Origin of the sequence: Pseudomonas sp. Root562, assembly GCF_001427125.1 — a bacterium.
Classification (GTDB): domain Bacteria; phylum Pseudomonadota; class Gammaproteobacteria; order Pseudomonadales; family Pseudomonadaceae; genus Aquipseudomonas.
On record NZ_LMGK01000004.1, the window covers coordinates 1 to 23618 of the forward strand.

The window sequence follows — 23618 nt, forward strand, 5'->3', positions numbered from 1 at the left end:
GATCAAATGGCGACGCTCATAACGCAGCAGCAAGCCACGTCCGGCGCCGTTATCCAGACGCTGGATGCGCTGGGAAATGTCGCGCTGCACGGTCAGACGTTTGCCATAGGCATCGCTGATCGCACTCAGGCGCCCGCCGACAAAGTGATAAAAGCGCGCCGCCTCACCGGCCAGGGCGACGATCAGCTCTTCGGGCGCATCACCGAGGTAAATCGCCGCCCGCGACAGGCTGTTGTGAATTGCCGGGCGGGCCGCGCTGGGCAAGGGAAACAGCGTGCGGCGATTCTCCGCATCAATCCACACCACCGTGTCGCCGTCGATCTCCAGGCGCTGGCCCAGCGAATGGCTCCAGCCAAAGCCCAGGCCGCTGTCGATCTCCACCGCGCTGGTGCGATACAAACGGGTGAATTCGAACGGCAGCAGGCCGTCCAGCACGCCGTCGGTCAGGGTCAGCAGTTCTTCGCCGGTGACCAGCGACAACGGGCAGCCATGGGTGGCGGTGCGGTCGGCGGCGTCGGCGCTGTCGCCGTTGGGGTTTTTCGCCTGTTGCGAGGCGTCGTCGTGGTGCTCGTGTTTTTTCAGCGAGGTGTTGTTGCGAGCATTCCAGCGCAGTTGCATCCGGCCTTTTTTCAGGCCCGCCGCAACGCCCCGTGCGGCCACATTTTTGTAGCGGTCAATGTAACCGCTGAAGGTGTTGACGATGGCGAACAACGCATTGACGAGACGCGTCAGCGCACTGATCATCTGCGCGCCCCGCCCCGCCAAACGCGTCGCCAGATAGGCCACACCGCCCCCGGCCGTGGCAAAGGTCAGGACGATGGCGATCAGGATGTCGATCAGCAACTCCACCACGACCTTCGACAGCGCTTCGGCGGTGCTGCCAGCGATCACGCTGGGCGGCAGCATTTCCAGCCAGAGACTGGCCGTGCGCAACAGCAGACACAGGGCCGCTTCGTCACTGGCCAGCAGCTGGATTCTTGCCATGGCTTGCGGCGTTTTCTGCGCCATTTCCTTCAACGCAATTGCACTGCTGCCCAGTCGCGCAACAAACGCCTCGGGATCCTTGAGGATGTCCGAAAGCAGATTGATCCCGTCCCACACGCCCTCGATCGCCGCCCAACTCCCGGCCAGCAAGCCGTTGCCCACGGCGGTTGAAGAGGACTGCGACCATTGCGGCTTGAACCCCTCCCACTCATTGCGCAGCCACTTGTCCAGGTCCAGGGACAGGCCGTCGTAGGAGGAGAACAGCGCTTCAACCTGCGCCTCTGTGACCTCGCCTTGCACGCGCACGCGATAGAATTTGTCCGGCTCTCCCTCGAACTCACCTTTGCCGTCTGCGTCGAGGGTCACCGGCTTCGTCTCGCCACCCTCCACCGCAATCACATCAACCTTGATGTTCCCCAGCGGAACGTCGTACACCGACTCGAACTTGCTCTCGATGTGCAGGATTCCACCCTTCGGACACTGCGCCACGGTCGAGATGAAGTCGTCGTCTGCACTACTGACCACGGTGCTGGTATTACCCAGCTTGATCACCCGCTCCATGCCCATCAGCGAAGGCATGTCCGTAGCGCGGCTGACCTGATCGGCGGTCTGGCTGAACCATCGCTTGAGCTGTTGGCGGTACAGCGTGAGGGTGTCCGGGAAACTGTCGAGCTCTCGCTCAATACGGGTGACGTGATCCATCAGCCCACCGGAACATCTGGGGCCACGTAAAAAACCGGGTCGAACATAAGCAATCCTTCGCGCAGGAAATTTGGCGCAATGGACTTTGCGGGGGTTCAGCGGGGAAAGAAGTCAGGCAAGGATGAGGTTGCTGTAGGGCGTTTCGCTAAAAGCAAAAACGCGGCGCAGGGGTCGATCCCAGCGCCGCGCTCAGCAAACAGGTCAGTCTTTAATGCGTGCTATCAGGGGAATCCAGCGCCTGCAGTTTGATCTGCGCCAGCGGATGTCCGGCCTTCGCGGCGATGGTCCAGAACCGCGCCGCTTCAGCCGGATCCGGCGCCTTGCTCGGGCTTCCGGAAAGGTAGATCACGCCGACCTGATAGGCTGCTTTGCCATCCCCGCCCAATGCCGCCAGACGCAGAAGGCGTATGCCTTCCTCGCGAGCCCCCAGTCCGACGCCGCGGAAGGTCAGGATGTGACCATAGAAGCTCTGGGCACCGACATCGCCCAGGTTCGCCATGCGGGCAAACTGGCCCTCAAGCCATTTCCAGCCGCGCGGTTGACGCACAAACCATGACCAGTGAAACAGCCTGCGCGCGAGCCAGTACCCAGCCCGCGCCTTGAGTCGAAAAAACATTCAGGCTTCCGCCGATTCCGGGTATTCGTATTCGAAAACACGCACCACTTCCGAAGCATGCCACGACGCTGCTGCGACGCCATCGGAGGGCCCGGAAAAGCGCCCCAGTCGCTCGACGCATTCAAAAAAACCGGTACGTGGCAGGCGGCTGGCACCCTGGCTGATCACCAGCGAACTGCGCAGCGGCTGCTCGGCTTTGGCGTCCAGTGCGGCCAGATGTTCCAGTGCCGCGGTCAAGGTTTGCATGGCCGGTGTCGGCAACTGCAAACGCTCCAGCAATGCTCGATAAGTCAGTAGATGACGCTGCCGGCGCGCCTGATCCAGCTCACCCAGCAATCCATCCCAGTGTTGACGACTGATGCGTACGCTCACGATTCATCCCTCCACCCCGGCACCGTCAACTCCCAGGCCAGGCTGCGACGTATCGCGGCGTCGGGCAGACGCTCGCCACTTTCGATCATGGCCAGATAGGATGGGCTGATGCCTACCGTGCGGGCCAACGCTTCAATGGCGATGCCCTTTCCTTCGCGCAAACTGCGTAGTTGATCAAGACCTGGAAGGGTCGGGTCTTGGCTTGTCGCGGCCAGCGGCGCCGGGGCCGGGCTCGACGGTGCTTCTTTGATGCCTGCTGCTTTCAGTAGAGCCTGATATTGAGCCCATGGCAAAACCGCATATTCGGGCTCGCCTTCGCGTGTAATTATCTGAATATCCATGACTACCCCGTAGGACAACAACACTTAGCGAGTCGGCACTTTTCCCTAGAAGTGTAATCCTAACAGCGGCTAAGGTCGCGGGGGGTATCTATCTGAGGATAAGTCGGGGTCGACTTATCTTTTTTTCGGTCCCTGAAGGTGAAGTTGTTCCGGCGTATCGGGCAAGCGCTCAACCACGGCTAGCTTCTCCGGCAATTGCCGTTTACGCCAGGCGCGAAACGCGTTGAGCTCATCGTCGAGGACTTTCATGAGCCAGGCGAGTACGGCGATGTCATCGATCATGCCAAACAGAGGCAGGAAATCCGGGATCGCATCCACCGGGCTGAGGAAGTACATCAAACCTGCCACCACGGAGATCAACGCCTTGGGGCTGATGGACCGGTACTCGCCGCGCCAGTACGCCAGGCAAAGCGCCTGCAACAGACGCAAATCATCTTTAAGTTTGCCCAGCCGGTTACCTTGGCTGGCACTTTTGCTGGCCACGGCGAACAACAAGGTCGGCAATCGCCCACGTGCGATCAGGCGCCCGGCCAGTGGCAAGAAACGAGCGAAACTCCAGGGTGCTTTCATCATTCCTCCCACTAGAATGTTATCCACACAAATTGTGGATAACCTTGTGAACAGACCTGCTTTTCACGGCTGAAAGCCCCGCAACACAAGGGCCGAACTTAGATCGGGCGTTTTTTACACATCAAAAAAAACCCAAGATTTCATTGACTTGACAGCCCTGCGCGGTTAGCAGCGGTCCTACATTGGCTATGACTCCAGCCTACAGCATCTGTTCGCTTTGTTTATCCGCGCCAAATGCCGGATGCAACAACGCCCCGCATAAGCGAGGCGTTGTTTGTGACCCAGGCGTCGATTTACTTGGCAGCGTCTTCTTTTGCCGGATCTTTGATGCCCAGCAGTTCCAGGTCGAATACCAGCACCGAGTTGGCTGGAATGGCCGGACTTGGGCTTTGAGCGCCGTAAGCCAGTTCGCTAGGAATGTACAACTTGTACTTCTCGCCAACGTGCATCAGTTGCAGGCCTTCGACCCAACCCGGGATCACACCGCTGACCGGCAGATCAATCGGGCTGCCACGCTCGACGGAGCTGTCGAACACGGTGCCATTGGTCAGCTTGCCGGTGTAGTGAACGGTCACTACATCAGTCGGCTTGGGCTGAGCGCCATCGGCTTTCTTTTCCACTTCGTACTGCAAGCCCGAAGCGGTGGTCACTACGCCAGCTTTCTTGGCGTTCTCTTCGAGGAATTTCTTGCCGGCGGCTGCCGACTCTTCGCTCATTTTGGCCATGCGCTCTTCGGCACGCTTTTGCAGTGCGGCGAACGCTTCAACCAACTCTTCGTCTTTGAGTTTCTGTTCTTTTTTGCCGACGGCATCTTCGATGCCCTGGGCTACGGCTTTGGAGTCCAGGTCATCCATGCCTTCCTGAGCCAGGCTTTTGCCCATGTTCAGGCCAATGCCGTAGGAAGCTTTTTGCGCCGGGGTTTTCAGCTCTACGCTGGTCTGCGAGTCGCAACCCGCGAGTACCAGGCCAACCAGGGCAACCGCCGCTGCCAACCGATGCTGTTTCATGCTATTTCCTTGTTCATGCGCCGAAAGGGCAATCGAGTAAAGCCGCGAGCTTATCAGGCCGCCACGACCAATGGCTACCGGCATGAGAGCAAGAGTTTTACGATAAGTTCAGGTGTTTAAACGCTTTTGCAGTTGAGCATGATGAAACTTCTGTCAGATTGATCTGAAGGAGGCAGTTCTGCCCTGATGACATATGGCGTAATGGCCTCTTGCCGCTAATTGGCCACTCAGGCATAACGGGCAAAAAATCGACAAGGATGTTCATCTTGCGCCTCCTCCTCCGCTTGCTGATTGTGGTCGTTTTTCTGTTGGTGGCTGGGCTGGCCGTGGTTCTGTATTACATCGCCAACCCCAAATTGCCCTTCCATTCGCCAGTGCAGCAAGTGCATTACCTGGATCAGTGGAGTGCCGAGGAACGGCAAACCTATTACTTCACGCCTCAGGGCACACAGGTCAAAGGTCTGCGCTACGAGTGGTTCCAAGCCCTCGAACTGCCGTTCTCGCAACAGCGTTTCGCCTCACCGCAATACCTCGCTCGCTTTGGATTTCTGATTGATCCCCAGCAAAAAGCCACGCCGAACAATCCCGGCAACTTGCCGGTAGGCTTCACCCGGCACCGAAACCCCGGAAGTTCGGAGCAATATCTGGACATAACTTGCGCCGCTTGCCACACCGGTGAACTGCGGTTAAACGGCCAGGCGGTGCGCATCGATGGTGGCTCGGCGCAACATGTTTTGCCTTCCAGCGTTCCTACGTTGCGCGGCGGGAGTTTCGGACAGGCATTGGTCGCCAGCCTGACATCTACCTACTACAACCCTTGGAAGTTCGAGCGTTTCGCCCGCCAAGTACTGGGCGAAAACTACGATGCTGCTCATGCGCAACTGCGCAGGGACTTCAAAAACTCGCTGAACACGTTCCTCAAGGTCGCCTGGAACGATACCCATCGCGGTCTCTACCCCACCGAGGAAGGTCCTGGCCGCACCGATGCTTTTGGCCGAATTGCCAATGCAACCTTCGGAGACGCCATTTCCCCGACCAACTATCGCGTCGCCAACGCCCCGGTGGATTATCCACAGCTATGGGACATGTGGACGTTCGACTGGGTGCAATGGAACGGGTCGGCGCAACAGCCGATGGCACGCAATATCGGTGAGGCGCTGGGCGTCGGCGCAACCTTGAGTTTCTTCGACGCCAACGGCCAACCCCTGCAAGGCGACGAGCGCTACGCCTCCAGCGTCCGCGTGCGCGACCTGCATGCGATCGAAGAAACCCTGCAGCGCCTGAAACCACCCACCTGGCCGCAAGCCCTGTTCGGCATTGTCGATAAACCGCTCGCAGCCAGGGGCCGCACACTGTTTGCCGAAAATTGCGCCGGCTGCCATGTCCCGCACAAGACTCAGGAAGGTGAGCGCTGGGTGCAACGTTTGCACATGCTGCCAGTGGACTTCATCGGTACGGATCCGAGCGCGGCGAACAATATCGCCAACCACCGATTTGATTTGACCGCCCTGCAATGGAACCTGGCAGAGTTGGAGCAGATGGACGTGAAGTTGCACCCCACGCCCAAGGAACCGCTGGACTTGAGTCAGCTATCGGTAGCCAGGGGCCTGGCTTATGTCACCGCGTTCGTCGAAAAGCGCGCTTATCGTGAAGCCGATGTCACTGCCCAAGAGAAGCCTCGGCTCGATGGCTTCGGCCTGCCTATCGGCGTTCGCGAAAAGGTCGCTTACAAGGCTCGCCCACTGGCAGGGGTTTGGGCCACTGCCCCGTTTTTGCACAACGGCTCGGTTCCCACCCTTTATCAATTGTTGTCGCCTCAAGATGAGCGATCCACCACGTTCTACAAAGGCACCTTCGAATACGATCCGCGGCATTTGGGTTATCGCACAGAAGCGTTCACCAATGGCTTCCTGTTCGATACCCGCATCACCGGCAACCATAACAGCGGTCATGAATTCCGCGCCGGCAAGCGCGGCAGAGGTGTCATTGGCCGACTGCTGTTACCCGAAGAGCGCTGGGCGCTGCTGGAGTACCTGAAAGTGTTGGGCGGCCCGCTGGAGGCGCAACTGCCATGATCATGACCACCTTCAAGAAGGATCTGCAATTGCTTGCCAGGCTGTGGTTGCGCCTGGGCCGATTGCTCGGCAAGTGCTTGCTGATCGCGCTCGGCATCGGCCTGCTGACCTGGGCTCTGACTACTGCGTGGTTCGTCTGGCAGCACCGTGGACCGGTTTCTGCACTGGAACAGATTCCGGACGACGAATCAGCCATGACCCAGGACGTGATCCAGACCGCTGTGCGCATCGTCGACCAGCACCGTGAGAGCATCCGTTATCTGCGCGACGCCCACGCCAAGGCACATGGCTGTGTCAAAGCCCAAGTGCAGGTGTTGCCGCAACTGGCGCAGGAACTGCGTCAGGGTGTATTCAGTGAGCCGGGCAAGGTCTGGCAGGCCACCCTGCGTTTTTCCAACGGCAATGCCTATCCGCAGTTCGACAGCATGCGCGATGCCCGAGGCATGGCGATCAAATTGCTCGATGTTGCGGGTACGCCGCTGCTTGCTGACCGGCAGGGGCAGCATGAACAGGACTTTGTGATGTTCAGCCATCCGAATTTCTTTGTCAGCGATGTTGCCGAGTATCGGCAGAATGTCGCGGCTCAAGCCAATGGGCAAAAAATCATGGCGTTTTTTCCGGGATGGGATCCGCGAACCTGGCAGGTCCGCCACCTGTTCATTGCGCTGGCAACGCTGTCCCCGCCGCCAGAAAGCCCGACGCAAAGCACTTACTTCTCTGTATCGCCGTACAAGTTCGGCGAGGCGAATGCGAAGTTTCGGGTGATGCCGGATCCGGATAATTGCCCGGTATACGTTTTACCCAGGCAAAACCGCGATCTGCCGAACTTTCTGCGCAATGCTCTTAACCAGCAATTGTCCACCGACCGGGTGCCGGCCTGCTTTGCCTTGCAGATCCAGCGCCAGGATGCGAACAAGTACATGCCGATCGAGGACACCAGCATCGAATGGCGTGAACAGGATTCCCCGTTCGAAACGGTGGCACGGATCACTTTGCCGCCTCAGGATTTCGATACGCCTGCGCAGAATCTGCAATGCGACAACCTTTCGTTCAATCCGTGGTTCGGGCTTGAGGCGCACCGCCCCATCGGCGGAATCAATCGGCTGCGCAAAGCTGTTTATGAGGCGGTCAGTGACTATCGACACAGTCGCAATGCCGAGGCTTCATTGCGCTGACTCGCCCCCAATGATCACAATCGCCGTTGGAGCCTGGACCCTGCCCTTTGCCCAGACATCGCCAGGATAAAGGACGCTCAGGGTTCCGGCAGCCGCCAGCCGATCGACAAACGCCTGCACACGCATCTCACCGCTAAGAATCTTCTGTTCAAAATCTTGATAGTCAGCGTTTTGGGGATCCAACTGCGCCATCAGGTTTTGCAGCTTTTCGGGTTCCGGTTTGGAGAATCGCAAAACAGCCCCACTCGGCGTACACAGAAATATCCGATGATGCGGTGCGTCGATAAAACGGCTTAACCCGATGCGCAGATCATTGGCAGAGAAAAAGTTTTTATAAAGCTGCACTTCCTGCGCGGGCAGCCTGTCATCAGCGATAGCGTTCATGGTGTGATAGAAGCCATGAATCCGAAACTGTGACGGCAGCAGCACGTTTGCCTGAGGCCCCTTGGGAAAGATAGTGTGCCGGTCAAAACTGGCGTAATCGCTCGCCACCGGTGCGGTGACGACAAAAACGTCCTGAGTTTTATGCTTGAGAATGATGCCGACGTGCTGCTGCAGGTGCGATAACTTGAGCATGTGTTCATGAAGATAATGAGCCACAGCACTGACATCCTTTAGAACCGGACCACAGACAGGCATCAACTCGATTGGCGGATTATGTTGCAGTATGTCGTTTCTCCAACTGGCTTTGAGCCTGCCCCTGCGCCTCCAGAGACTACCGGCTACCACAGTGGTTACCTCACCCGCCGCAACCGCCAGCAAAATCAGAACACTGCTCGGGATTGCACCTCTTTCATACAAACTCTCGAAGTTTTGCGGTCTCCCGTCAGGTTTTAGCTGAAGCCTTGGCGACAACTCCTTCTCGAAGTCGGAAAGGCTTGAGGTGTAGGCAATAAGCCCGCCATCACTGGCCGACAGATAACACCTGGAATATTGACGTCGCGAAGACATGACCGCGTGCAAATCAGCAACCGAATGGAAAAGGTTGCGCTGGTTCCACTCTACGGCGCTTTCGTCGAAACCTTTTGCTTTGTCGACGCGGGAGACCAGGCTCGCTTCAAGGGAATAGCCGCTGGGCACTTCCATCTCACCGACAAGATTCACGGCTACGGTTAACGGGAAATCGCGGGGGAGTTCTGTGTCAGCAAGTTCATCGGCGCTCTTCACTTCCAGGGCACAATAAAAGCGCCCTTCCGTGTTTTTGAGGATGAAGCCGGTGAATTCGGTATTTCGCCGACCTTTCAACGACTCATGCATGAAGGCCGCTGCGTCATCACAGGTCAGAAAAGCCGGATTCGATCCTGCTGCCGGAGCGGCAGCCGATGACGAAACAATAGTTTCAGGAGGGAGGGTATTCATGTTTTCAGTCTCTCGGTAGATATCGAACACTTCCCATGACTGTCATGGAAACGTTGCCCATCATCCGAAAGCTGCGTGCCTTGCAGGCACTACATAGTTATATACACAGAATTGCCAAACGCCAGACAGCAAAAAGCCCGCATAAAGCGGGCTTCTTGTGTGGTGACCTGGCGTTCAGTGTTCCAGGTTACCGAATATGGCGCAGCGGACGGGACTCGAACCCGCGACCCCCGGCGTGACAGGCCGGTATTCTAACCTGCGCGTAGCGTTGAAAGTGGTGGGTGATGACGGGATCGAACCGCCGACATTCTGCTTGTAAGGCAGACGCTCTCCCAGCTGAGCTAATCACCCTTTACCTTCGTTGCGGGGCACATTATGCCACAGGTTTTTATAAAGTGTTGATTTAATTGAAGTTTTTTTCAAAAAAATCTAAAAACCGGTGAAACGATGCAACCTGCAGGAACTCCATTCATAAAAAAACCCGCCTTGGCGGGTTTTTCCGTGGTGACCTGGCGTTCAGTGTTCCAGGTTACCGAATATGGCGCAGCGGACGGGACTCGAACCCGCGACCCCCGGCGTGACAGGCCGGTATTCTAACCCTACCGCTGCGCGTAACACTGAAAACGAATGGTGGGTGATGACGGGATCGAACCGCCGACATTCTGCTTGTAAGGCAGACGCTCTCCCAGCTGAGCTAATCACCCTTCGCTTCGGTGTGGCGCGCATTCTACGGAGCGACCCTACCTCTGGCAAGCACTTTTTTAATTAATTTTCTGATGCCTTCCAAAGGCTTAGAGAAGGGTTGGCCTATGGCACACGGAGGACAATAATGCCCGCCTTTGTATAAAGGAGAGACTCACCCCATGTGGTTCAAAAACCTGCTTATCTATCGCCTGACCCAAGATCTGCCTGTTGATGCCGAGGCGTTGGAAACTGCACTGGCCACCAAACTGGCGCGCCCATGTGCAAGCCAGGAGTTGACCACCTACGGTTTCGTCGCCCCGTTCGGCAAGGGCGAGGATGCGCCGCTGGTACATGTCAGCGGAGATTTCCTGCTGATCAGCGCGCGCAAGGAAGAACGTATTCTGCCTGGCAGCGTCGTGCGGGACGCGGTAAAGGAAAAGGTCGAAGAGATCGAAGCCGAGCAAATGCGCAAGGTCTATAAGAAAGAACGCGACCAGATCAAGGATGAAATCATCCAGGCCTTCTTGCCTCGTGCCTTTATTCGCCGCTCCTCGACCTTCGCTGCCATCGCGCCGAAACAAGGCTTGATCCTCGTCAATTCGGCCAGCCCGAAACGGGCCGAAGACCTGCTGTCGACCCTGCGCGAAGTGATCGGCACCCTGCCAGTGCGCCCGTTGACGGTGAAGATGTCGCCGACCGCGACCATGACCGAATGGGTCACCACGCAGAAAGCCGCCGACGATTTCTTTGTGCTGGACGAGTGCGAGCTACGCGATACCCACGAAGACGGCGGCATTGTGCGCTGCAAGCGTCAGGACCTGACCAGCGAAGAAATCCAGCTGCACCTGAGCACCGGCAAAGTGGTCACTCAGCTGTCGCTGGCCTGGCAGGACAAGCTGTCCTTCGTGCTCGACGACAAGATGGTGGTCAAGCGCCTGAAATTTGAAGACTTGCTGCAAGACCAGGCAGAACAGGACGGCGGCGACGAAGCCCTCGGCCAATTGGATGCCAGCTTCACCCTGATGATGCTGACCTTCGGCGATTTCCTGCCGGCGCTGGTTGAAGCGTTGGGCGGCGAAGAGACTCCGCAGGGGATCTGACTTCTTTCCCAGATAATCGGCACTCAAAAAGATCGCAGCCTTCGGCGGCGCCTACGGAAAACTTTTTCCTGAGGCGAGGCTGGTGCAGGCTGCGATCTTTTTTTGCAAGCAGCGTATGCTTAGCTCCCTAACGCTTTTCTCATAATAAGGATCAGGCCATGCGCGCACTGGCTGCATTGAGTCGTTTTGTCGGCAACACTTTCGCTTACTGGGTACTGATTTTCGCTGTCGTGGCATTCCTGCAACCGGCATGGTTCATTGGCCTCAAAGGTGCCATCGTGCCCTTGCTGGGTTTGGTGATGTTCGGCATGGGCCTGACCCTCAAACTCGAAGACTTTGCTGAGGTCGCACGCCATCCATGGCGCGTGGCTCTCGGCGTGGTTGCGCATTTCGTGATCATGCCCGGTGTGGCGTGGTTGCTCTGCCAGGCATTCCATCTGCCGCCGGAAATCGCCGTCGGCGTTATCCTGGTCGGCTGCTGCCCTAGCGGCACCTCTTCAAACGTCATGACCTGGCTGGCCCGTGGCGATCTCGCACTGTCGGTGGCCATCGCTGCGGTTACCACCCTCCTCGCCCCACTGCTGACGCCGGCGCTGATCTGGTTGCTGGCTTCGGCCTGGCTGCCGGTTTCGTTCATGGAGTTGTTCTGGTCGATTCTGCAAGTGGTGCTGCTGCCGATCGTATTAGGCGTGGTTGCCCAGCGCTTGCTCGGGGACAAGGTTCGTCACGCCGTGGACGTGTTGCCGCTGGTCTCGGTGGTGAGCATCGTGATTATCGTCACTGCCGTCGTCGCCGCCAGCCAGGCGAAAATCGCCGAATCCGGCCTGCTGATCATGGCGGTGGTCATGCTGCACAATAGCTTCGGTTACCTGCTGGGTTACTTCACCGGACGCGTATTCAAGCTGCCATTGGCCCAGCGTAAATCCCTGGCACTGGAAGTCGGCATGCAAAATTCCGGGTTGGGTGCCGCGCTGGCCAGTGCACACTTCTCGCCGCTGGCGGCAGTGCCGAGTGCGTTGTTCAGTGTGTGGCACAACATTTCCGGCGCGCTGCTTTCGACGTATTTCCGCCGCATGAGCGAGAAGCAAGACCGGAAAGTCGCGGGTCAGCAAGCCACCGACTGATCCGGCAACTTGATCCCCGGATTAATGCTGGGCACTATATTGCGCACCGGGAGGACGACCTCGCGGCTCGATCGAGTCATCAATCTGGGGACGACCCCGTCAATCGATGAGGTCTTACATGTCCTGGATCATTCTGTTTTTCGCCGGCCTGTTTGAAGTCGGCTGGGCTGTGGGCCTGAAGTACACGGACGGTTTCAGCCGACCACTCCCCACTGCCCTCACCCTCGCGGCCATGGCGATCAGCCTTGGTTTGCTGGGCCTTGCCATGAAGGAATTGCCGCTGGGTACGGCCTATGCAGTCTGGACTGGCGTAGGCGCCGTCGGTACGGTGATTGCGGGGATCATCCTGTTCGGTGAGTCGATGGCGTTGTTCAGGCTGGCCAGTGTGGCGTTGATTATTGCCGGGTTGGTTGGGCTCAAGGTCAGCGCTTAGGCCACTACCGCCATCGCGGGCAAGCCCGCTCTCACAGGATTTACGTTGTGCCACCTATTTGGAGCACACCATCAATCCCTGTGGGAGTGGGCTTGCCCGCGATGGGGCCAGTACAGTCACCAACTACCTGACGGTCCCGCGCAAGTCCCCAACCAAAGCCTGTAGTTTGGCCGGCTCGGCCACCTCAACCGCCACCGCCGGCCCCGCCACCAGTGTCACTCGCGACCACAGCCGACGAAACAATCCCTTGCCCGGATCGCGGCTGAAGAAACTTCCCCACAACCCCTGCAAAGCCAACGGAATCACTGGCACTGGCGTCTCCTCGAGAATCCGCGTCAGTCCACCCTTGAACTCATTGATCTCGCCGTCCGCCGTCAGCTTGCCTTCGGGGAAGATGCACACCAACTCACCTTCCTTCAGATACCGGGCAATGCGCGTGAAGGCCTGTTCGTAGATCTGGATATCTTCCTGACGTCCGGCAATCGGAATCGTCCCCGCCGTACGGAAGATAAAGTTCAACACCGGCAGGTTGTAGATTTTGTAGTACATGACAAAGCGAATCGGCCGACGCACTGCACCGCCGATCAACAAGGCATCGACGAACGACACGTGGTTGCACACCAACAGCGCAGCACCTTCATCGGGAATCCGTTCGAGATTGCGGTGCTCCACCCGGTACATGGAATGGCTGAGCAGCCAGATCATGAAGCGCATGGTGAATTCGGGAACAATCTTGAAGATGTAGGCATTGACGCCGATGTTGAGCAGCGAAACCACCAGGAACAATTGCGGAATCGACAGCTTGGCCAGGCTCAGCAGGATGATCGAAACGATCGCCGATACCACCATGAACAACGCGTTGAGAATGTTGTTGGCGGCAATCACCCGCGCACGTTCGTTCTCGGCGGTGCGTGACTGAATCAGCGCGTACAGGGGCACGATGTAGAAACCACCGAAGACGCCGAGGCCGAGGATGTCGAGCAACACCAGCCAGGTGTGGCCAAAGCCGAGAATGTCGATCCAGCCATGGCCCGCAACGCTGTCGGGAATCCCCCCGGAATGCCACCACAGCAGCAAGCCGAACACGGTCAGGCCAAACGAACCGAACGGCACCAGGCCGATTTCGACTTTACGCCCGGAGAGCTTTTCGCAGAGCATCGAACCAACGGCGATACCGACCGAGAACACCGTCAATATCAGCGTTACAACGGTCTCGTCACCGTGCATCCACTCCTTGGCATAGGCGGGGATTTGCGTCAGGTAAATCGCCCCGACGAACCAGAACCACGAGTTGCCGACAATCGAACGCGACACCGCCGGGGTTTGCCCCAGGCCCAGTTTCAACGTGGCCCAGGACTGGCTGAAGATGTTCCAGTTCAGGCGCATTTCCGGGGTCGCCGCTGCAGCCCGCGGGATACCGCGGCTGGCCAGGTAACCGAGCACGGCAATGCCGATGATCGCCGTCGAAACGACCGGGGCGTAATGACTGGAAGACATCATGATCCCGGCGCCGATGGTCCCGGCAAGGATCGCCAGGAACGTGCCCATTTCCACCAGGCCGTTGCCACCGACCAGTTCATCTTCGCGAAGGGCTTGCGGCAGGATCGAATACTTCACCGGCCCGAACAGCGCCGAGTGCGTACCCATGGCGAACAGCGCCACGAGCATCAGCCACAGGTGATCGAACATGAAACCGATCGCGCCTACCGCCATGATGGCGATTTCCCCGAGCTTGATCAGACGGATCAACGCGTCCTTGGCGAATTTTTCCCCGAACTGCCCGGCCAGCGCCGAGAACAGGAAAAACGGCAGGATGAACAACAGCGCACACAGATTGACCCAAATCGAACGATCACCGTCGATAGTGAGTTTGTACAGGATGGCGAGGATCAGCGACTGCTTGAAGATGTTGTCGTTGAACGCCCCCAGGGACTGGGTCACGAAGAACGGCAGGAATCGACGTGTGCGCAGCAAGGTGAACTGTGAGGGGTGACTCATCTTCCATGTTTCCCTGAGGTTGGGTAAAAGTGGCCGGGTTTTCTGATTGGATTGTCGAACCTCGATCCAGGCCACACATTACCTAAACTTCGCAGGTTATTTCTTTAATCCTGCAATGCATGGCGAGACGAACAGCTCCCCTCTCCAGGCGCCCTGTACAGTGCGCGTGCCTACGATCAGCCACATCACCGCCAACAACGCCACCAGAGCACAACCAGACACACTGAAAAACATCAGGTGCAGGGTGCTGGCCAACTTCAGCGTTGCCAAAGAGTAGACCCCCAACGGAAAGGTGAAGCCCCACCAGCCGAGATTGAAAGGAATGCCGGCACGCAGATAACGCAGGGTGATCAGGATCGCTATCAGCATCCACCACAAGCCGAAGCCCCACAACGTGATGCCTGCGACCAGGCCCAGGCCGGCGGCAATCTCGCCGCTACCCGCCATACCGTTGGTGGCGAAAATCGCTGGCGCATCCGCGCCCAGCAGCAACATGCCCAGCGCGCCGGTGCCGATCGGCCCCAATGCCAGCCAACTGGAAGCGGCCATGTTCTCGTGGGGCAATTTGTGCAGGGCCATGCGCAGCAGAAGAATCGTCAGAATGCTGAACGCCACCGGCAAGGAAAACGCCCAGAGCACGTAACTGGTCACCAGCACCACCAGTTGCGAATGAGCGTCGGCCAGGTGCGGCGCCAGCAAACCACCGCTGACGGCGGCCACTTCCGCCGCCACCACCGGCAGCAACCAGACAGCGGTCATTTGGTCGATGCGGTGTTCCTGGCGGGTGAACATCATGTAGGGAATCAGCACCCCACACGCCAGCGACATCGCGACATCCAGCCACCACAACACCTCGGCCAGTGCGATCACGCCTTCGCCCCAACGCGGCAAACCGAACAGCAGAAAGCCGTTGATGATGGTCGCCAGCCCCATGGGAATCGTGCCGAAAAACATCGAAACCGTGGAATGTCCGAAAATCCGGCGAGCCTCGTCGAAAAACAGAACCCAGCGCGCGGCATAAAGGCCCGTGAACAATACAAACAACAGAATATTGAACAGCCAAAGACCTTCGGCGATTGCGTGCAGCGCGGGATTGGCGCCCGGCAATTGTGCCAGCGCCAAAGCCAATACACCGGTGCCCATGGTGGCGGCAAACCAGTTGGGGGTGAACTGGCGAATGACTTCCATTGGATGTTGCAGATGACGAAACGGCTTGATACCGGGTTTGGCGATGTGGGTGCAGGCCATGATGAACTCCTGTCCTCTGGTGAGGTGGAGTTCATCATAGAGCCAGATGGAATATCGATATAACGGGTAATATCTCTAACTGTTATCTATTTTGCAGATGTAGACCTCCTACAGGAGATTACGCACGACCTGAAGCATTGCTGATGCTGGCGTTACGTTGGCGCATCAATGCAAACAAAGCGCTCAGCGACAGGACGATCAATGCAACACCATAGCCATCAGTGGTTCTGACCAGACCAAAACCGTGCGTAAGGTTGCCGGCCAGCAACGATGGCAGGCAGAACGCCAGATAGCTGAGCACGTAGTACGCCGACATCAACCCCGCCCGCTCATGGGGCAAGGCCAGCGGCACCAGACTGCGCACGGCCCCCAGAAACCCGGAACCAAAGCCACACCCGGCGATGAGCGTGCCCACGAAAAACAACGTCAGGCTGGAACCGTGTACACCCAGCAGAATCAACACGATACCCATCGGCAGCAGGCTGGCTCCCAATTGCAGCGACCTGGCGGCCGGGCGATTGCGCAAGGCGTAGATCATCAGCGCGCCCGTCAGTGTCAGAGCGGCGACGGTCGCGCCGCCGATCAAGTTTGATGTCGAGCCGGTGGCCGTGCGTACCAGCGAGGGTGCCAGTGAGGCGTAGAAACCACCGAGCGCCCAGGTCGCAGTGTTGAGCGGCAACACCCGCCACATTGTCGGACGCGCCTGGACGGGCACATGCAGCGTGGGTCGTAATGAAGCCCAGGCGCCGGGCTGTCGCGAAACGCTTTCCGGCAAGCGCCAGACGTACACCGCCTGCATCGCAAACAAGACCAGCAGCAGCCAATAGGTCAAGTGCAGTGGTGCCGGCGCAAACTGCGCCAGCAAACCGCAGCCCAACCCGCCCATGGCCATGCCGATCAAGGGTGCCACGCTGTTGATCAGCGGCCCATGCTGGCGGTCCGTATCGAGTAGCGTCGCGCTCAACACCGCGGTCGCCATACCGGTGGCAAAGCCTTGCAGGACGCGGGCACTGATCAGCCAGGTAACACTGTCGGCATGAATAAACATGAGCATCGCCAGGATGTTCAGTAGCACCGCGGTGAAGATCACCGGTTTGCGGCCCAGGTAATCCGAGAGCGAACCGACCGTCAGCAGCGCCGCCAGCAAACTGAGGGCATACACACCGAAAATCAGGGTCAGCACCGCAGCCGAGAACTGCATTTGCTCCTGATACAAGTAGTACAACGGTGTCGGCGCGGTGGATGCCGCCAGAAAACTGAGCAAGGTGATTGCCAGGAACCACAGGCTGGACTGGTTCGAACGAGTACTGGACATGCGCACACTCCGCAAAAGCTAATTTTTTGCTTTTGCGGAGTGTGCTACCGGATAGCGCTTAAAGCAAATTCTTTGTGTTAAGGTCCGATGCATGGCTTTTTAGAAACGGCGCTGCCTTGAAAAGACTCCGCCGCGAAACAGGAAACACATCATGAGCACGCCCGCTTTACGTCCCGGTGGCCGCAGCGCCCGGGTACAGGAATCGATTCATAACGCCGTGCGCGAGCTTCTTGAAGAACAGGACCGCGCCACCCTCACCGTGCCGCAGATTGCTGCTCGCGCAGGGGTCACGCCATCGACCATCTATCGGCGGTGGGGAGAATTGTCGGTGCTGCTCGCGGACGTCGCCCTTGCGCGCATGCAACCGGAAACCGAGTCGGCCAACACCGGCAGCCTGGCGGGTGATGTGCGCGCCTGGGCGGAACAGTACCTGGACGAGATGAGCTCAGCCCCCGGCCGCAACATGCTGCGCGACGTGCAGTCGAGCCTCAAGCCGAGCTACTGCGCAACGATCATTGGCGGGCAATTGCAGGTCATTCTGGATCGCTACCCGAATGAACCACAGCCCGGTGTCGACCGGCTGATCAACATGATCGCGGCGCCCATCGTGTTCCGCATCCTGTTTTCCGAAGCGCCGCTGGAGGTAGAGGAGTTGCATCGATTGATCGAGATTGCACTGACTCAGTGACGACCCTATCGAGAGCAGCCCCCTGCGACAGCCCGCCACGCCACGACCTTGGTCGACACTGACTAACCCCTGCCATCGTGCGAGACTGTCTGTCCGGGCGGGAGGCCCGGGTGTCTTTGGTTGCCGGGAGTTCCCATGTCGCTGTCCAGCGGGCTGATCGCCGCCGTCGCCCTGGCCTATATGGCCATCATGTTCGCCATCGCCTTTTACGGTGACCGTCGCAGCGCGCCGTTGCCGCCGCGGGTGCGTGCCTGGGTGTACAGCCTGTCACTGGCCGTCTACTGCACCAGCTGGACGTTCTTCGGTGCCGTTGGCCAGGCCGCCGAACAGCTGTGGTCGTTCCTGCCGATCTACCTTGGACCGATCCTGCTGTTGATCGGGGCGCCGTGGGTCCTGCAAAAAATGGTGATGATCAGCAAGCAGGAGAACATCACTTCGATTGCCGACTTCATTGCCGCACGCTATGGCAAATCCCAGTCGCTGGCGGTGGTGGTGGCGCTGATCTGCCTGGTTGGCGTGCTGCCCTACATTGCCTTGCAGCTCAAGGGCATCGTGCTCGGCGTGAATCTGCTGATCGGTGCGGGCGCCGACGCCATGGGCGTTCGCGCACAGGACACCGCGCTGGTGGTGTCGCTGGTGCTGGCGCTGTTCACCATTGTTTTCGGTACGCGCAACCTCGATGCCACTGAACACCACCGTGGCATGGTGCTGGCGATTGCGTTCGAGTCACTGGTTAAGCTGTTCGCCTTTCTGGCGGTCGGCGCGTTCGTGACCTTCGGTTTGTACGACGGTTTCGATGACCTGTTCAATCAAGCCATGCTCGCCCCACGCCTGGAGCAATACTGGAAAGAAACCATCAACTGGCCGTCGATGGTGGTGCAAACCGGCGTGGCGATGATGGCGATCATCTGCCTGCCGCGACAATTCCATGTGACCGTCGTCGAAAACATCGACCCGCAAGACCTGCGTCTGGCGAAGTGGGTGTTTCCGGCCTATCTCGCTTTGGCAGCATTGTTTGTCGTACCCATCGCCCTGGCCGGCCAGATGATGTTGCCGAGCTCGGTGTTGCCGGACTCTTTCGTCATCAGTCTGCCGCTGGCCCAGGCTCATCCTGCCCTCGCGTTGCTGGCGTTCATCGGCGGTGCGTCGGCGGCCACCGGCATGGTGATCGTGGCCAGCGTCGCACTGTCGACCATGGTTTCCAACGACATGCTTTTGCCATGGCTGCTGCGCCGCAACAACGCCGAGCGTCCATTCGAAGTGTTCCGCCAGTGGATGCTCTCGGTGCGCCGCGTGAGTATCGTGGTCATTCTGCTGCTGGCCTACGTGAGCTATCGGCTGCTGGGCTCGACCGCCAGCCTGGCAACCATCGGCCAGATCGCTTTCGCCGCGGTCACGCAACTGGCACCGGCGATGCTCGGCGCGCTGTACTGGAAACAGGCCAACCGCCGTGGTGTGTTTGCCGGTCTCGCCGCCGGCACCTTCCTGTGGTTTTACACGCTGATCCTGCCGATCGCCGCCCATAGCCTCGGCATGTCCCTGAACAGTTTCCCGGGCCTGGCCTGGCTACACGGCAATCCGCTGAACCTGCCGATCACCCCGCTGACTCAAGGCGTGGTGCTGTCTCTGGCGGGTAACTTCACCCTGTTTGCCTGGGTCTCGGTGCTGTCGCGCACCCGCGTGTCGGAACACTGGCAGGCTGGCCGTTTCATCGGCCAGGAAATCAGCGCCCGCCCCAGCGCGCGCTCAATGCTTGCGGTACAGATCGACGACTTGCTGCAATTGGCCGCCCGCTTTGTCGGCGAAGAACGCGCCCGCCAGAGCTTCATCCGCTTTGCCTATCGCCAGGGCAAAGGCTTCAACCCGAACCAGAACGCCGACGGTGAATGGATCGCCCATACCGAACGCCTGCTCGCCGGCGTACTGGGCGCCTCGTCGACGCGGGCGGTGGTAAAGGCAGCCATCGAAGGTCGGGAGATGCAACTGGAGGACGTCGTGCGGATCGCCGACGAAGCCTCGGAAGTCCTGCAATTCAACCGTGCGCTGCTGCAAGGCGCCATCGAGAACATTACCCAAGGCATCAGCGTGGTCGACCAGTCACTGAAACTGGTGGCCTGGAACCGGCGCTATCTGGAGCTGTTCAACTACCCGGACGGCTTGATCAGCGTGGGTCGCCCCATCGCCGACATCATCCGCTACAACGCCGAACGGGGACTGTGCGGCCCCGGCGAAGCCGAAGTACACGTCGCCCGGCGCCTGCACTGGATGCGCCAGGGGCGTGCGCATACGTCGGAGCGATTGTTCCCCAACGGGCGGGTGATCGAACTGATCGGCAACCCGATGCCGGGTGGTGGTTTTGTCATGAGTTTCACCGACATCACCCCATTCCGCGAGGCCGAGCAGGCGCTGACCGAAGCCAACGAGAGCCTGGAACAGCGGGTAGCTGAGCGTACCCGTGAGCTCTCACAACTCAACGTCGCGCTGACCGAAGCCAAGGGCACCGCCGAGGCGGCCAACCAATCGAAGACCAGGTTCCTGGCAGCGGTCAGCCATGATTTGATGCAGCCACTGAACGCTGCGCGGCTGTTTTCCGCGGCCTTGACTCATCAGCACGACGGTTTGCCCGGTGAGGCGCAAAAACTGATCCAGCACCTGGATAGCTCGCTGCGTTCTGCCGAAGACTTGATCAGCGATCTGCTGGACATTTCCCGCCTGGAAAACGGCAAGATCAATCCTGATCCCAAGCCATTTGCCCTCAGTGAATTGTTCGACACCCTTGGCGCCGAATTCAAGGCGTTGGCTCGTGAGCAAGGCCTGCAATTCCGTGTCCGGGGCAGCAAGCTGCGCATCGACAGCGACATCAAACTGCTGCGCCGAATCCTGCAGAATTTCCTCACCAACGCCTTCCGCTACGCCAAAGGCCCCGTGTTGCTTGGGGTTCGGCGACGCAAAGGCGAGCTATGCCTGGAAGTCTGGGACCGCGGACCGGGTATTCCGGCAGACAAGCAGCAGGTGATTTTCGAAGAATTCAAACGTCTCGACAGCCATCAGACACGGGCGGAAAAAGGCCTGGGGTTGGGCCTGGCGATTGCCGATGGTCTGTGCCGCGTGCTGGGTCACACCTTGCTTGTACGCTCTTGGCCAGGACGCGGCAGCGTATTCAGCGTCCGAGTACCGCTGGCCCGAGCGCAAACGGCGCTGCCCGCCAAGGCTGTCGAACTCAATGGCAAGTTGCTCAATGGCGGCCAGGTGCTGTGCATCGACAATGAGGACAGCATTCTGATCGGCATGAACAGCTTGCTGACGCGCTGGGGTTGCCAGGTCTGGACCGCACGCAACCGCGAAGAGTGCATGACCCTGCTCGCTGAGGGGATGCGACCACAATTGGCGTTGGTCGATTACCACCTGGATGACGGCGAGACCGGAACCGAATTGATGGCGTGGTTGCGAACTCGACTCGGTGAGCCTGTGCCGGGCGTGGTGATCAGCGCCGACGGGCGGCCAGAGACCATCGCTCAGGTACATGCGGCCGGACTGGATTACCTGACCAAGCCGGTCAAACCCGCGGCGTTGCGAGCGTTGTTGAGCCGGCATTTGCCGTTGTAGCGTCAGCGAAAACCCTTATTCCGGCAACTCGACCAAGCCATCGACATCGGTCATCGCCCGCTCCAGCAAATCTGCGGGCAAACTCTTGCTTGCCCTGGCCCCGAGCAACTTCAGTTGCTCGCTGCGACTGACCAGATTGCCGCGCCCTTCGGTCAACTTGTTACGCGCCGAGCTGTAGGCCTTGTCCAGTTGCTGCAGGCGATTGCCCACCTCGTCCAGGTCCTGGATAAACAACACAAACTTGTCGTACAGCCACCCGGCTCGTTCGGCGATTTCCCGGGCGTTCTGGCTTTGTCGTTCCTGCTTCCACAGGCTGTCGATAACCCGCAGTGTCGCGAGCAACGTGGTTGGGCTGACGATCACGATGTTGCGGTCGAACGCCTCCTGAAAAAGCGTCGGCTCGGCCTGCAATGCCGCGGAAAACGCTGCTTCGATCGGCACGAACAGCAACACGAAATCCAGGCTGTGCAAACCGTCGAGCCGCTTGTAATCCTTGCCGGCCAGGCCTTTGACGTGATTACGCAGAGACAGCACGTGCTGCTTGATGGCGATCTGGCTGATGCCTTCGTCCTCGGCCGCCACGTATTGCTGATAAGCCGTGAGGCTGACTTTGGAGTCGACCACCACCTGCTTGTCGCCGGGCAAATAGATGATCACGTCGGGCTGGAAACGCTCGCCGTCCGGCCCCTTGAGATTGACCTGAGTCTGGTACTCACGGCCTTTTTCCAGGCCGGCATGTTCGAGTACCCGCTCCAGGATCAACTCGCCCCAGTTGCCCTGGGTCTTCTGCCCTTTCAAGGCACGGGTCAGGTTGGTGGCTTCGTCGCTCAGGCGCAGATTCAGCTGTTGCAGGCGCTCCAGTTCCTTGGCCAGGGAGAAGCGCTCGCGCGCCTCGGCCTGATAACTTTCCTCGACACGTTTTTCGAACGATTGAATGCGTTCTTTCAGTGGGTCAAGCAATTGTCCCAGACGCTGCTGGCTGGTTTCGGCAAAACGCTGTTCACGCTCATCGAAGATTTTCCCCGCCAACTCGGCGAACTGAGCGCGCAACTCGTCTCGGGAGCCCTGCAGGTCATTGAGGCGTTGTTGATGGCTTTCCTGTTGTTCGCGCAGTTCAGCCTTGAGCGAGGCGGCCTGGGCATCCAGGCGCCGCAACTCGGCTTCCTTGCCGGCGCGCTCGATGTTCCAGGCATGGGCAGCATCCCGGGCGTCATCGCGTTCGATCTGCAACAACTCGACTTCACGGCGCACAGCGGCCAAATCTGCCTGCCTGGCGGCGTTGGCCTGCCCCAGATCAGCGATTTCATCGCGACAGGTTTCAAGTTGTGAACTCAAGCCATCCTGCACCAGTTGGGCCATGGCCAGACGCTCTTCCAGTAACGCGACGTCCGCTTGCGAGTTGCTCGCCCGGCGCTGAAGCTGCCAGGCCAATACCAGCAAAGGCAACGCAGCGCCTGCCAGACCGAGCAAGGCGCTGGTCAAGTCCATAGCCATAGCCATTCCTGCCTTCGAATTAAAGTTTGAAGGTTAACCAAGGCGTCAGGTCTTGGACAGCTCAGTCTTCGATCAGCCCCAGTTCCTGTTGTGCACGCTGATCACCCGCCCGTGCGGCCTGCCGCAACAGGTCCTGGCCGATCCGGCGGTCCCGGGCATTCCCGCATTCGCGGCACATCAGTTGGCCCAGGCGGCTTTGCGCGGCCACCACGCCCTCACGGGCAGGTTGTTTGAGCAAACGCCCGGCGATGTGTTTGACATTCGGGTTTTCGCCCAGTCGCGGACTGTCCAGCAACCACTCTGCAACCCGCATCGAAAAACGCTTGGGAGGGGCAACAGTGGATGTTTTGGAGGAAGAGGAATCGGATGGTGTACGAAACTTCATAAAGCACTGTGGGCAGATCGGAAGGCGCGCCACTCTACTCTTTTTTTCTTACAGGTAAAGCTGAAAAAATCCCGGCACGCCCGTCCTAGAGCAAGCGCTCGGGACAATCCACAGAAGCTGTGGATAACTCAGTGGACAACCGCCCTTGAAGAGCCGCAAAGCCCTGTGGAATGGGGCCTGCAGTCAAACTGACGATTTTTTCACCAGTAAAAAAAAGCGATGTTTTTCATTGACTTAAATTTTGGTTACAGGCACCCACTCCTCTCTGGAGCGGGATGACAGTGGCGTTACAGTCTGTGCAACTAATGTGTACAAGTAGCTCGCCGATGGTTATATCGAGGC

The 23618-nt window shown here is 58.9% G+C and carries 19 protein-coding genes and 3 tRNA genes; 7 read left to right on the forward strand and 15 right to left on the reverse strand.

Annotation, left to right across the window (positions count from 1 at the left end):
• The 6 genes from ASD60_RS04835 to ASD60_RS04860 all read right to left on the reverse strand — a co-directional run.
• The coding region (locus tag ASD60_RS04835; RefSeq protein ID WP_236708403.1) for a DUF6531 domain-containing protein at nt 1–1686 on the reverse strand (1686 nt) is incomplete at its 3' end.
• Between the two features lie 208 nt (nt 1687–1894).
• Nucleotides 1895–2302 carry a tetratricopeptide repeat protein gene (locus ASD60_RS04840; RefSeq protein WP_056852910.1) on the reverse strand — a complete coding sequence of 136 codons (408 nt, stop codon included), beginning with the start codon at nt 2300–2302 and terminating at the stop codon, nt 1895–1897.
• Nucleotides 2303–2674, reverse strand: a complete 372-nt coding sequence (locus tag ASD60_RS04845) for a hypothetical protein (protein WP_003223109.1) — start codon at nt 2672–2674, stop codon at nt 2303–2305.
• Nucleotides 2671–3015 (reverse strand): helix-turn-helix domain-containing protein, encoded by a 345-nt coding sequence (locus ASD60_RS04850; RefSeq protein WP_056852911.1) that lies wholly within the window; start codon nt 3013–3015, stop codon nt 2671–2673. The genes ASD60_RS04845 and ASD60_RS04850 overlap by 4 nt, the downstream gene beginning before the upstream one ends.
• Nucleotides 3016–3129: 114 nt before the next feature.
• On the reverse strand, nt 3130–3585 hold the full coding sequence (locus ASD60_RS04855; protein ID WP_056852912.1) for a YkvA family protein: 456 nt from the start codon (nt 3583–3585) through the stop codon (nt 3130–3132).
• 293 nt (nt 3586–3878) lie between these two features.
• Nucleotides 3879–4592, reverse strand: coding sequence for an FKBP-type peptidyl-prolyl cis-trans isomerase (locus ASD60_RS04860; protein WP_056852913.1), 714 nt, complete (start codon nt 4590–4592; stop codon nt 3879–3881).
• A 266-nt stretch (nt 4593–4858) separates the two neighbouring features.
• On the opposite strand from ASD60_RS04860, the gene ASD60_RS04865 reads away from it, so the two are divergent.
• A complete protein-coding gene (locus ASD60_RS04865) occupies nt 4859–6667 on the forward strand; it encodes a di-heme-cytochrome C peroxidase (RefSeq protein ID WP_056853162.1) in 1809 nt (602 codons plus the stop codon).
• A gap of 29 nt (nt 6668–6696) precedes the next feature.
• Nucleotides 6697–7842, forward strand: a complete 1146-nt coding sequence (locus tag ASD60_RS04870) for a catalase family protein (protein WP_442965981.1) — start codon at nt 6697–6699, stop codon at nt 7840–7842.
• On the opposite strand, the gene ASD60_RS04875 is transcribed toward ASD60_RS04870, so the two are convergent.
• The 4 genes from ASD60_RS04875 to ASD60_RS04890 form a co-directional block, all read right to left on the reverse strand.
• Nucleotides 7831–9201, reverse strand: a complete 1371-nt coding sequence (locus tag ASD60_RS04875) for a hypothetical protein (RefSeq protein WP_056852915.1) — start codon at nt 9199–9201, stop codon at nt 7831–7833. The two genes, ASD60_RS04870 and ASD60_RS04875, sit on opposite strands and share 12 nt — an antisense overlap.
• 275 nt (nt 9202–9476) lie before the next feature.
• A tRNA-Val gene (locus ASD60_RS04880) sits at nt 9477–9552 on the reverse strand.
• Nucleotides 9553–9740: 188 nt separating this feature from the next.
• Nucleotides 9741–9810: transfer RNA gene (locus ASD60_RS04885), tRNA-Asp, on the reverse strand.
• Nucleotides 9811–9829: 19 nt separating this feature from the next.
• Nucleotides 9830–9905, reverse strand: a tRNA-Val gene (locus tag ASD60_RS04890).
• Between the two features lie 159 nt (nt 9906–10064).
• Here ASD60_RS04890 and rdgC point away from each other — a divergent pair.
• The 3 genes from rdgC (at nt 10065) to sugE (ending at nt 12542) form a co-directional block, all read left to right on the forward strand.
• Nucleotides 10065–10985, forward strand: a complete 921-nt coding sequence (gene rdgC / locus ASD60_RS04895; RefSeq protein ID WP_008060875.1) for a recombination-associated protein RdgC — start codon at nt 10065–10067, stop codon at nt 10983–10985.
• Between the two features lie 158 nt (nt 10986–11143).
• Nucleotides 11144–12109 carry a bile acid:sodium symporter family protein gene (locus ASD60_RS04900; protein WP_056852916.1) on the forward strand — a complete coding sequence of 322 codons (966 nt, stop codon included), beginning with the start codon at nt 11144–11146 and terminating at the stop codon, nt 12107–12109.
• A gap of 118 nt (nt 12110–12227) precedes the next feature.
• A complete protein-coding gene (gene sugE / locus ASD60_RS04905) occupies nt 12228–12542 on the forward strand; it encodes a quaternary ammonium compound efflux SMR transporter SugE (RefSeq protein ID WP_056852917.1) in 315 nt (104 codons plus the stop codon).
• Nucleotides 12543–12665: 123 nt separating this feature from the next.
• Here the strand turns inward: sugE and ASD60_RS04910 are convergent, their stop codons facing one another.
• The 3 genes from ASD60_RS04910 to ASD60_RS04920 form a co-directional block, all read right to left on the reverse strand.
• Nucleotides 12666–14540, reverse strand: coding sequence for an MFS transporter (locus ASD60_RS04910; RefSeq protein ID WP_056852918.1), 1875 nt, complete (start codon nt 14538–14540; stop codon nt 12666–12668).
• Between the two features lie 96 nt (nt 14541–14636).
• A complete protein-coding gene (locus ASD60_RS04915) occupies nt 14637–15788 on the reverse strand; it encodes a TDT family transporter (protein ID WP_056852919.1) in 1152 nt (383 codons plus the stop codon).
• 118 nt (nt 15789–15906) lie between these two features.
• Nucleotides 15907–17103 (reverse strand): MFS transporter, encoded by a 1197-nt coding sequence (locus tag ASD60_RS04920; protein WP_056852920.1) that lies wholly within the window; start codon nt 17101–17103, stop codon nt 15907–15909.
• 151 nt (nt 17104–17254) lie between these two features.
• Here ASD60_RS04920 and ASD60_RS04925 point away from each other — a divergent pair, with 151 nt between their 5' ends.
• On the forward strand, nt 17255–17791 hold the full coding sequence (locus tag ASD60_RS04925; protein WP_056852921.1) for a TetR/AcrR family transcriptional regulator: 537 nt from the start codon (nt 17255–17257) through the stop codon (nt 17789–17791).
• Nucleotides 17792–17926: 135 nt separating this feature from the next.
• Nucleotides 17927–21397 carry a hybrid sensor histidine kinase/response regulator gene (locus ASD60_RS04930; RefSeq protein WP_056852922.1) on the forward strand — a complete coding sequence of 1157 codons (3471 nt, stop codon included), beginning with the start codon at nt 17927–17929 and terminating at the stop codon, nt 21395–21397.
• A gap of 15 nt (nt 21398–21412) precedes the next feature.
• On the opposite strand, the gene rmuC is transcribed toward ASD60_RS04930, so the two are convergent.
• Nucleotides 21413–22756: a DNA recombination protein RmuC gene (gene rmuC / locus ASD60_RS04935; RefSeq protein ID WP_177336554.1), complete on the reverse strand. Its 1344-nt coding sequence runs from the start codon at nt 22754–22756 to the stop codon at nt 21413–21415.
• A 196-nt stretch (nt 22757–22952) separates the two neighbouring features.
• Entirely contained in the window at nt 22953–23276 is a 324-nt protein-coding gene (locus ASD60_RS04940; protein WP_082557531.1) for a hypothetical protein, read from the reverse strand.
• Between the last annotated feature and the right edge of the window lie 342 nt (nt 23277–23618).

Coding starts and splice junctions, on each gene's coding strand:
- ASD60_RS04840 (WP_056852910.1), bottom strand. CDS start 2,302: ATGTTTTTTCGACTCAAGGCGCGGGCTGGGTACTGGCTCGCGCGCAGG.
- ASD60_RS04850 (WP_056852911.1), bottom strand. CDS start 3,015: ATGGATATTCAGATAATTACACGCGAAGGCGAGCCCGAATATGCGGTT.
- ASD60_RS04855 (WP_056852912.1), bottom strand. CDS start 3,585: ATGAAAGCACCCTGGAGTTTCGCTCGTTTCTTGCCACTGGCCGGGCGC.
- ASD60_RS04860 (WP_056852913.1), bottom strand. CDS start 4,592: ATGAAACAGCATCGGTTGGCAGCGGCGGTTGCCCTGGTTGGCCTGGTA.
- ASD60_RS04875 (WP_056852915.1), bottom strand. CDS start 9,201: ATGAATACCCTCCCTCCTGAAACTATTGTTTCGTCATCGGCTGCCGCT.
- rdgC (WP_008060875.1), top strand. CDS start 10,065: ATGTGGTTCAAAAACCTGCTTATCTATCGCCTGACCCAAGATCTGCCT.
- ASD60_RS04900 (WP_056852916.1), top strand. CDS start 11,144: ATGCGCGCACTGGCTGCATTGAGTCGTTTTGTCGGCAACACTTTCGCT.
- sugE (WP_056852917.1), top strand. CDS start 12,228: ATGTCCTGGATCATTCTGTTTTTCGCCGGCCTGTTTGAAGTCGGCTGG.
- ASD60_RS04910 (WP_056852918.1), bottom strand. CDS start 14,540: ATGAGTCACCCCTCACAGTTCACCTTGCTGCGCACACGTCGATTCCTG.
- ASD60_RS04915 (WP_056852919.1), bottom strand. CDS start 15,788: ATGGCCTGCACCCACATCGCCAAACCCGGTATCAAGCCGTTTCGTCAT.
- ASD60_RS04920 (WP_056852920.1), bottom strand. CDS start 17,103: ATGTCCAGTACTCGTTCGAACCAGTCCAGCCTGTGGTTCCTGGCAATC.
- ASD60_RS04925 (WP_056852921.1), top strand. CDS start 17,255: ATGAGCACGCCCGCTTTACGTCCCGGTGGCCGCAGCGCCCGGGTACAG.
- ASD60_RS04930 (WP_056852922.1), top strand. CDS start 17,927: ATGTCGCTGTCCAGCGGGCTGATCGCCGCCGTCGCCCTGGCCTATATG.
- rmuC (WP_177336554.1), bottom strand. CDS start 22,756: ATGGCCCAACTGGTGCAGGATGGCTTGAGTTCACAACTTGAAACCTGT.
- ASD60_RS04940 (WP_082557531.1), bottom strand. CDS start 23,276: ATGAAGTTTCGTACACCATCCGATTCCTCTTCCTCCAAAACATCCACT.